This window comes from Burkholderia sp. AW49-1 (assembly GCF_053427845.1).
In genome coordinates this window covers 68,065-77,898 of sequence record NZ_JBSAXF010000026.1, presented here as the reverse complement: position 1 = coordinate 77,898, position 9,834 = coordinate 68,065, and the positions used below count along the sequence as shown (strand labels likewise).

Annotated in this window: 6 protein-coding genes; 2 read left to right on the top strand and 4 right to left on the bottom strand. The window is 64.4% G+C overall.

The features are described 5' to 3' along the window. Nucleotides 1–458 precede the first annotated feature (458 nt). Entirely contained in the window at nt 459–1,883 is a 1,425-nt protein-coding gene (locus tag ACV22W_RS27520; RefSeq protein WP_448022661.1) for a DHA2 family efflux MFS transporter permease subunit, read from the top strand. A gap of 256 nt (nt 1,884–2,139) precedes the next feature. Here ACV22W_RS27520 and ACV22W_RS27515 read toward each other — a convergent pair whose 3' ends face one another. The 3 genes from ACV22W_RS27515 to ACV22W_RS27505 all read right to left on the bottom strand — a co-directional run bounded on the left by ACV22W_RS27515 (nt 2,140) and on the right by ACV22W_RS27505 (nt 5,890). After that, a complete protein-coding gene (locus tag ACV22W_RS27515; RefSeq protein ID WP_448022660.1) occupies nt 2,140–2,883 on the bottom strand; it encodes a 2OG-Fe(II) oxygenase in 744 nt (247 codons plus the stop codon). Nucleotides 2,884–3,165: 282 nt separating this feature from the next. Next, nucleotides 3,166–4,758, bottom strand: a complete 1,593-nt coding sequence (locus ACV22W_RS27510; protein ID WP_448022659.1) for an inorganic phosphate transporter — start codon at nt 4,756–4,758, stop codon at nt 3,166–3,168. A gap of 223 nt (nt 4,759–4,981) precedes the next feature. Further along, a complete protein-coding gene (locus ACV22W_RS27505; RefSeq protein ID WP_059532643.1) occupies nt 4,982–5,890 on the bottom strand; it encodes a LysR family transcriptional regulator in 909 nt (302 codons plus the stop codon). A 127-nt stretch (nt 5,891–6,017) separates the two neighbouring features. Between ACV22W_RS27505 and metE the strand changes: the two genes are divergently transcribed. After that, nucleotides 6,018–8,312, top strand: coding sequence for a 5-methyltetrahydropteroyltriglutamate--homocysteine S-methyltransferase (gene metE, locus ACV22W_RS27500; RefSeq protein ID WP_448022658.1), 2,295 nt, complete (start codon nt 6,018–6,020; stop codon nt 8,310–8,312). Between the two features lie 152 nt (nt 8,313–8,464). On the opposite strand, the gene ACV22W_RS27495 is transcribed toward metE, so the two are convergent. Beyond that, on the bottom strand, nt 8,465–9,790 hold the full coding sequence (locus ACV22W_RS27495; RefSeq protein WP_448022657.1) for an MFS transporter: 1,326 nt from the start codon (nt 9,788–9,790) through the stop codon (nt 8,465–8,467). Nucleotides 9,791–9,834: the final 44 nt, after the last annotated feature.

Genomic DNA, 9,834 nt, shown 5'->3' with positions numbered 1-9,834 from the left:
AGAACCCCCGCCCGACAAGGCGGGGGTTTTTGCATTGCGCGATGGAAACGCGCGCGGAATGGCGAGTGCAAGGCGGCTGGAGCTGACGCACCGAAGGTCTTGCTCCAGGTGCCCACGCCTCTTGAGCAATCCGCCACTTCGCACCACCGAGATCGCTCGGCACCCCTTATCCAGATCAGATCAGTCCGCGACCAGTTAGCGCCAGCCAATGTCGACGAATCTGCAAATGTGCTGTAATGGCCGATGATACCCGACGTTGCTCGATGATCATCGAAAATGTCACTTTCCGGCAAAAATCCCCCGACTTGATGTTCTCGTCCCGCCATTCGGTGACCGTGGCACGACATCGTCATAAAAATCTATGCGCATAAAGTCCATTTGCGCGACATGCCCGGCAAAGCAGATAAGCAGCCCTTCGGGGTAATATCGCCGTTCATCCCGATTTTCTCGCACCGTTCATGACTGACAGCCCCGCACAAAGTGGTCGGACGACCGACTTCTTGCCATATCTGGTCGCTGCAACGTTCTTCATGGAGTATCTCGACACGACCGTGATCGCGACGGCGCTGCCGCAGATGGCGCGCTCGTTCGGCGTCGGGCCGAACGCGCTGAGCCTCGGGATGACGGCCTATATGCTGGCGCTCGCGGTGTTCATCCCGATCAGCGGCTGGATCGCGGATCGTTATGGCTCGCGCACGGTGTTTGCCACCGCCATCTTCGTCTTTACCGGCGCATCGGTGCTGTGCGGGCTGTCCGAGGGAGTGACGACGTTCACGGCTGCGCGTCTCCTGCAGGGTGTCGGCGGGGCGATGATGGTGCCGGTCGGACGGATGATCGTCGTTCGCAGCACCGAGAAGGCTAGGCTGATGCGCGCAATCGCGACGATCACGTGGCCGGGCATTGTCGCGCCGGTCGTCGGTCCGCCCATTGGCGGCTTCATCACGACCTATGCGTCATGGAGATGGATCTTCCTGCTGAATGTCCCTTTCGGCATTGTTGCGCTCGTCTGTACCTGGCTGATCGTCCGGAACACGCGTGCCGACGAGCAACGACCGCTCGACTGGGTCGGCTTCGTGCTGGCAGGCGCTGCGCTGACCTGTCTGCTGATCGGTACCGAAGCGGCTGGCCAGCAGGACGTCGACTTCACGCGCGCGGGTATTCTGGTGGGCGCGAGCGTGCTGTTCGGCATCGCCGCGTGGATGCACGCGCAACGCTGTGCGCATCCGCTGCTCGATTTCACGACACTGAAGGTACCGACCTTCTCGGTGACGGTGATCACCGGCTCCATCACGCGAACGGCGATCAACGGCGTGCCGTACCTGTTGCCGCTGCTGTTCCAGATCGGCTTCGGGCTGTCGCCGTTCCAGTCCGGCCTGCTGCTGCTCGCCAGTGCGCTCGGCAATCTCGGAATGAAGGCGGGAACGTCGTGGATCCTCGACCGATTCGGTTTCCGGCGCGTTGCGCTCGTCGACGTGACGATCGTCGGTCTCTTCACGATTGCGTGTGGCTGGCTGACAGCGTCGACGCCTCTGGCGATCACGCTGTTCGTCGTATTCGTCTACGGGCTCACGCGGTCAATGCAGTTCACAACGCTCGCGACGCTGGCGTATGCGGATATCCCGGCTCGGCAGACGAGCGCGGCCAGCACGCTGTGGAGTGCTGCACAGCAGATGACGATCGGGATGGGGATCGCATTCGGTGCGTTGTCGCTGCGGCTCGCGGCGTTGGTGCGTGGCGACGCGGCCGGCATGCATTACGTGCTCGACGATTTTCGCTGGGCGTTCGTCGCGGCGGGCGTGCTCGCGCTGCTGACGTTGCCCGGCTATGCGCGGCTGGCTTCCAATGCCGGCGATCGCTTGCGGGCAAATGCGGCCTGCGGGTAAGCAGAATTTCTCATTGCATCGGCGTCGCGACGAATGACGGTTTCAGTTTTTCGTTGCTCACTCTAGACGTCGATCCGTCATGGCGACGATCGTCTGAAGGACAGTGCGCCTCGTCGCCCGTCACTACCGGTGATGCGCGGACCATGCGGCGGCGGCACGGCACAACGATCCTCGCGCAATGATGTGCGGTGCTTGTTGCGCAAACTCGCCCGCATACCGAATGGCGCGACAACATCACGTTGCACCCCGCAGGCTGTCACTGCGCGTCATGGAAGATGATGCCGACCGTGTGGCGGTGGCCGCTTCGGATTCTGCTCACGCCATGGCGCAAATTGACGCGGTAGACGCCGCGCGTTCCCTGCACGGGCCTGCCGTGGACGGCGAAGATCACCGCGTCGCCTTGTGTGAGCGGCACCACTTCCGCGCGTGACTGCATGCGTGGTCGCTGTTCCGTCAGCACGAACTCGCCGCCCGTGAAATCCCGACCAGGTACCGACAGCAGGATAGCGACCTGAAGCGGAAAGACATGCTCGCCGTACAGGTCCTGATGAAGGCAGTTGTAGTCGTCGGGACCGTATTGCAGGATCAGCGGCGTCGGTCGTGTTTGTCCCGCCGCGTGGCAGCGATCGAGGAATGTCCGGTGCTCTTTCGGATAGCGGACGTCGATCCCGAGTGCCTGGTTCCAGCGATTGGCGATCGGCGCGAGACGCGGGTAGAGCGTCGCACGCAATTCGCCGACGACCCCGGGCAGCGGGTACGCGAAGTACTTGTATTCGCCGCGCCCGAAGCCGTGCCGTGCCATCACGACGCGCGAACGATAGAGTGCATCCCGCGGATAGAGCGACGCCAGCGCATCACACTCGCTTGCGGAGATCAGGCGCGGTACTCGCGCACATCCGTAGCGATCGAGCTCGACATCGACGGTCGGCCAGTCGATTGCATCGACGCGTTGCGCGATGTCCGTCGATTCGACGGCAGGTCGCAGATTGGCGATATTCACGGGCGTACCTCGGTTCGTCAGCGGTGTGGCGCCGTACGGTCGCGTGGAATACTCGCAAGCGTCGCGTGCACGGTTGAAGCCACGGTGAAAGTTGATGAACCCAGTCTAGCGGCGCCCGTGTGCCGGCACGCTCCAGATCTTGCTCTCCAATCCGGAAAGGCGGAAAAGGCAAGGACGTGGCACGGCCCCATCGAATGCCGAGAAGTGTCGAAGCGGAGAAGGGACCGTGAAATTTTTCATGGCAGGCGACCGGCTTTCACCGGCCACCTCCCGTTTACCCGATCACGCCACTGACCGGAACAACCAGTAGAGCCCGCCTGCCAGCACGATGGACGCGGGCAATGTCAGCACCCACGCGAGCACGAGGCTGCGCACCGTGCTCCATTGCAACCCGGATCCGTTCGCGGCCATCGTGCCCGCGACGCCCGACGACAGCACGTGGGTCGTCGACACGGGCAGCCCGTACACGTCGGCGGCGCCGATCGTCAGCATCGCGACGAGTTCGGCCGACGCGCCCTGCCCATACGTCAAATGCTGCTTGCCGATCTTCTCGCCGACGGTCACGACGATCCGCTTCCAGCCGACCATCGTGCCGAGGCCCAGTGCGATCGCGACGGCGACCTTCACCCACGTTGGAATGAACTTGGTCGCGTGGTCGAGTTGCTTGCGATAGTTGTCGATGGCGAGCTTGTCGTCGGCGGCGAGCGCGGGTTGCCCCGACTTTTCGATCAGGCGAATTGATTCGGACACCAGATACATCGTGTTGCGCACGTTGTCGACGTCGCGTTGCGGCACCGCCGCCATCGACCCCGACACGCCGACCGCAGTCGCGAGCGACGTGGACAGCTGTTGCACGGCAGGCAGCACGGCGGGCGTCAGTTCGCGATGCTGCACGTAGTGCTCGACGTCGGCGCGCGGGTTCGCGGACGGCGCGACGCCGTTCGTGTACTTCCCGAGCGTCGCGGCAGCCTGGTTCGCGACAGCGACGAAGGTCTGCGTTTCGGCCGGCGTGACGGCCTTGTTCAGCGCGTACGCGGTCGGCACCGTACCGATCAGGATCAGCATGATGAGGCCCATCCCTTTCTGCCCGTCGTTCGATCCGTGCGCGAACGACACACCCGTGCAAGTCAGGATCAGCAGGCAGCGAATCCAGAACGGCGGCGGTTGATCCTTCGGCGGCTCCTTGTACAGCTCGGGAATCCGCACGAGCGTTTTCAGCACGAGCAGCAGCAGTGCCGCGCACAGGAAACCGACGATCGGCGAGAACAGCAGCGATTTGCCGACACCGAGCGCCTGGCCCCAATCGACGCCGCTCGTGCCGGATGGCCCGTGCATCAACTGGTTCATCAGTCCGACGCCGATGATCGACCCGATCAGCGTATGCGAGCTCGACGACGGGAGCCCGAAATACCAGGTCGCCAGGTTCCACATGATCGCGGCGATCAGCAGCGCGAACACCATCGCGAAGCCGGCGCCGCTTCCGACCTGCAGGATCAGTTCGACCGGCAGCAACTGCAGGATGCCGAATGCGACGGCGCCGCTCGAGACCATCACGCCGAGGAAGTTCCACATGCCGGACCAGATCACCGCGACGTTGGGTGTCAGCGAGTGGGTATAGATCACGGTGGCCACCGCGTTCGCGGTGTCGTGGAAGCCGTTGACGAATTCGAAGCCGAGCGCGATCAGCAGCGCAGCGCCGAGCATCAGGTACGGGAACAGTGACCCTTCGCGGACCGGCGACAGATCGGCGATCAGGTGCGTGGCGATATAGGCGGCGCCGAACGCGAGCACCAGCAGGAGCACGGCATAGCCGACCTGCCTGGTGCGTGCGACTGAACCCGAATTGTTCGGTGCGGACGAAGCAGGATGATTCATGACGGCATCTCGTAAGGGAACCGCGTCCGATCCTAGCTTTCGCTAGCAGTCAGTTTGATGACAGTACGGATGGCGAATCATGGTCTTACGGATGTGTAAGGGAAGGGCGCCGTAACGTCGTGACGCAACTTGCCGTGCACGGCTCGCGTCGTCGTCCATATAGTGAACAGCAGCCTGCGCACCGGCATGCGGGCCGCCGGATGTGCGCGGTGTGCGACCGCGGCTAGCGCAGCATGCGTGGCGCGCTCCATGTCGATTCGCGCGCCAGCGCGACGAATGCGGCCAGATAGTCGATCGACGCATCCGCCTCGCGGATGCCGAGGAAGATCTGTTTCGCGATGCCCTTCTTGCCGAGCTTGACCGGCACGACCGGCATCCGGTCCGCGTATTCATCGGCAAGCCACCTCGGCAGCGCGGCCACGCCGCGCCCGCTCGCCACCATCTGCAGCATGATGTCGGTCGTCTCGATCGACTTGTGGCGTCTCGGCACGATGCCCGCCGGCGTCAGGAACTGGTTGTAGATGTCGAGCCGGTCGGTCTCGACCGGGTAGGTGATCAGGACCTCGTCGGTCAGCTGCTCGGGCGTCACGTAGTCGGCGTTCGCGAACCGATGCGCATCCGCGACCACCAGCACCTGCTCGTAATCGAACACGGGATCGAAGCGCAGCCCCGGCTTGTTCAGCGGATCGGGCGTCACGAGCACGTCGATGTCATGGCCGAACAGCGCGCCGATGCCGCCGAACTGGAAGCGCTGCTTCACGTCGACGTCGACGTCCGGCCAGCGCGACAGATACGGCGACACGACCTTCAGCAGCCACTGGTAGCACGGATGGCACTCCATCCCTATGCGCAGCGTGCCGCGCTCGCCCTTCGCGTACTGCTTCATCCGCTCCTCGGCGAGTTCGAACTGCGGCAGCAGCCGGTTCGCCAGCTTCAGCAGATACTGCCCGCCCTGCGTGAGCCGCAGGCCGCGTCCTTCCCGGTCCCAGATCGGCGTGCCGAGCTGCTGCTCGATTTTCCGGACGGTATGGCTGAGCGCCGATTGCGTGAGATGCAGCGCATTGGCGGCCGCGGTCAGCGAGCCCTGGCGCTCGACTTCGCGGATCACGACGAGATGGAATCGTTCCAGCATGGAGATCGTTCACCCGACAGATACATGAACAGATTTAATGGATGAATGAAATAATGCCATTTTATTTCATGAGATGAAATCCCTATGATGGCTGCCGGATCTTCAATTTCTTCTGGATGGCAGCTTCATGGTTACGACACACAACCTCGGTTTTCCGCGCATCGGCGCGAAGCGCGAACTCAAGTTCGGTCTCGAACGCTACTGGAAGGGCGAATCGTCGCGCGACGAACTGAAGGCACTCGGCGCCGAACTCCGCCAACGCCACTGGAACGACCAGCGCGACCTCGATCTCGCGCCGATCGGCGATTTCGCGTTCTACGACCAGGTGCTCGACATGAGCTTCACGCTCGGCAACCTGCCGAAGCGCGTGCAGGACTTCCATGGCGATGCGCTCGACAACTATTTCCGCGTCGCGCGCGGTCGTTCGGCGCAGTCGGCGGAAGAGCACGCGGCATGCTGCGGCGGAGTCGCGGCCGGTGAAATGACGAAGTGGTTCGACACGAACTATCACTACATCGTGCCGGAGTTCCACGCGGACACGAACTTCTCGCTCGATCCGTCGCGCCTGCTCCAGCAACTGGCGGAAGCGCAGGCGCAGGGCGTCGCCGCGAAGCCGGTGATTCTCGGCCCCGTCACGTATCTGTGGCTCGGCAAGGCGAAGGACGATTCCGATCGCCTCGCGCTGCTGCCGAAGTTGCTGCCGGTATATGGCGCGCTGCTCGACACGCTGACCGCGCAGGGTGTCGAATGGGTGCAGATCGACGAACCGATTCTCGTCACCGAGCTCGACGCCGAATGGCGCCTGGCGCTGCGCACCGCGTACGACGCGCTCGAGACGCGCCGCATCAAGCTGCTGCTCGCGACGTACTTCGGACAGCTCAAGGAAAATCTGACGCTCGCGGTCTCGCTGCCGGTCGACGGCCTGCATATCGATGCGATCAACGCCCGCGACGAAATCGATGCACTCGTGCGCGAATTGCCGGCCGACCGCGTGCTGTCGGTGGGCGCGATCAACGGCCGCAACATCTGGAAGACGGACCTGAACGCGACGCTCGACTGGCTCGAACCGCTCGCGAAGCGACTGGGCGATCGCCTGTGGCTCGCACCGTCGTGCTCGCTGTTGCATGTGCCGGTCGATCTCGCGAACGAGGAGAAGCTCGACGCGGAGATCCGTGCATGGCTCGCGTTCGCGCTGCAGAAGCTCGACGAACTGAAGGTGCTCGCGACCGCGCTGAACGAAGGCCGCGACAAGGTGGCCGACGCGCTCACCGCGAACGGTGCCGCGATCGACGCACGCCGTCGCTCGCCGCGCGTGAACAACCCGGCGGTGAAGCTCGCGATCGCGCGCGTCGACGCGCAACTCGGCAATCGCGCGAGCCCGTACACGCAGCGCGCGCCGAAACAGTCCGCGCGCCTGAACCTGCCGGCGTTCCCGACGACGACGATCGGCTCGTTTCCACAGACCGCCGAGATTCGCCTGGCGCGCAGCCAGTTCAAGGCCGGCGTACTGGATGAAGCCGGTTACCGCGAGGCGATGCAGGCGGAAATCGCGCGCAGCGTGCGCGAGCAGGAATCGCTCGAGCTCGACGTGCTGGTGCACGGCGAAGCCGAACGCAACGACATGGTCGAATACTTCGGCGAGCAGCTCGACGGCTACGCATTCAGCCAGTTCGGCTGGGTGCAGTCGTACGGTTCGCGCTGCGTGAAGCCGCCGATCCTGTTCGGCGACATCAGCCGCCCGAAGGCGATGACGGTCGAATGGATTGCGTATGCGCAGTCGCTGACGAACAAGCCGATGAAGGGCATGCTGACCGGCCCGGTGACGATCCTGAACTGGTCGTTCGTGCGCGACGACCAGCCGCGTTCGGTGTCGTGCTACCAGCTCGCGCTCGCGATCCGCGACGAAGTGCTCGATCTCGAGAAGGCCGGCGTGCGCGTGATCCAGATCGACGAGGCCGCGCTGCGCGAAGGGCTGCCGCTGCGCCGCGCGCAATGGGGCGAGTACCTGGAGTGGGCGGTCGAGTCGTTTCGCATCACCGCGAACGGCGTGCAGGACGATACGCAGATCCATACGCACATGTGCTATTCGGAGTTCAACGACATCATCGCGTCGATCGCCGACATGGACGCGGACGTGATCACGATCGAGACGTCGCGCTCGGACATGGAGCTGCTCGACGCGTTCGACAGCTTCAGGTATCCGAACGAGATCGGGCCGGGCGTGTACGACATCCACTCACCGAACATCCCGACGCAAGATCACATCGTCGGCCTGATGAGGAAGGCGGCCGAGCGGATTCCGGCGGAGCGCCTGTGGGTGAACCCGGACTGCGGGCTGAAGACGCGCCAGTGGGCGGAAGTGATTCCGGCGCTGACGAACATGGTCGCCGCCGCGAAGACGCTGCGCAGCCAGGTGCGATAACGCGCGAACGCTGGGCGAATGTCGTCGCGATCGACGATCGGGCTGCAGAAACGGCGGCCCGCATGTCGCGATGTGCGTTTGGGGACGTCGCGGCGTACCGCGGTACGCCCAATGCAAACGGGCAGGCGATGTCGCCTGCCCGTTGCGTGGGGTTACGCGGTGCGTGCGCCGCGCGGCAACGCTTCGTCCGCCTTGCCGGGCGCGCCGGCATCGTCGATGCTGACGCGGCGCGAGATCAGCCACACGCACACCGACGACAGCGCGGCGGCGCTCGTGTACTGAATCGCGAGCGGCCACCATTGCGGCGCGGTGTTCTGTGCGATCAGCGTGGCGACGAGCGGCGTGAGACCGCCGGCGATCGCACCGCACACCTGGTACGCGATCGAGATCGCCGTATAGCGGATGCGCGCGATGAAGATGCCGCTGACGAAACCCGCGACCACCGAGTAGTAGCCCGATTCCGCGAGCGTCGCGAGGCCGACGCCGACCGTGATCGACAGCGGCGTGCCCATGTGCACGAGCGGAAGCATTACGAACGGCACGATCGCGGCCCAGGCGCCGGTGATCAGCAGCACGCGCGTCGTGCCGAAGCGCTGCGCGATGAACGCGGCGGCGAGCTGCACGACGAACTGCAGCACGGCGACGATCGTCATGCAGTGCAGCACCATCGACCGGTCGAGCGACAGGAACTGCGTCGCGTAGCTGATCATGAAGATGTTGCTGAAATACACGCCGGCGATCCCGTACACGTTCGCGCCGATCGCGAGCAGCAGCAGCGGCCAGTACTTGAGCGCCTCGCGCACCGGGTTCTGCGCGGTGTTGCCGCTCTTCCTGACTTCCTCGAACTCGGGCGACTCGGACACGCTCGCGCGGATCACGAAACCGACCGCCAGCAACACGGCGCTCGCGAGGAACGGCACGCGCCAGCCCCAGCTCATCATGTCGTCCTTCGACAGCGTGCTGATCGCGCCGAACGCGAGCATCGACAGGATCAAGCCGCTCGCGCTGCCGAGCTGCGCGAACGACGCGAAGAACGTGCGCTTGCCTTCGGGCGCATGCTCGCCGGCGAGCAGCACCGCGCCGCCCCATTCGCCGCCGACCGCGATGCCTTGCAGCACGCGCATCAGAACCAGCAGGATCGGTGCGATCACGCCGGCCTGCGCATGGGTCGGCAGCAGGCCGATCGCGACCGTCGACACGGCCATCAGCATCAGCGTCGCGAGCAGCGAGCGCTTGCGGCCGAAGCGGTCGCCGAGATAGCCGAACATCACGCCGCCGAGCGGCCGCGCGAAGAAGCCGACCGCGAACGAGCCGAACGACGCGAGCAGGCTGACGAAACGGCTTTCGCCGGGAAAGAACAGCGGCCCGAACACGATGGCGGCGGCGGTCGCGTAGCTATAGAAGTCGTACCATTCGATCGTGGTGCCGACGAATGAAGCGAGCGCCGCCCGCTTCGGTTGCTTGATGGCAGTCCCCATCTGTTATGTGCTCCTCTGGAATCCTCTGATTTGGAATAGGCCCT

Coding starts and splice junctions, on each gene's coding strand:
- ACV22W_RS27505 (WP_059532643.1), bottom strand. CDS start 5,890: ATGCTGGAACGATTCCATCTCGTCGTGATCCGCGAAGTCGAGCGCCAG.
- ACV22W_RS27495 (WP_448022657.1), bottom strand. CDS start 9,790: ATGGGGACTGCCATCAAGCAACCGAAGCGGGCGGCGCTCGCTTCATTC.
- metE (WP_448022658.1), top strand. CDS start 6,018: ATGGTTACGACACACAACCTCGGTTTTCCGCGCATCGGCGCGAAGCGC.
- ACV22W_RS27520 (WP_448022661.1), top strand. CDS start 459: ATGACTGACAGCCCCGCACAAAGTGGTCGGACGACCGACTTCTTGCCA.
- ACV22W_RS27510 (WP_448022659.1), bottom strand. CDS start 4,758: ATGAATCATCCTGCTTCGTCCGCACCGAACAATTCGGGTTCAGTCGCA.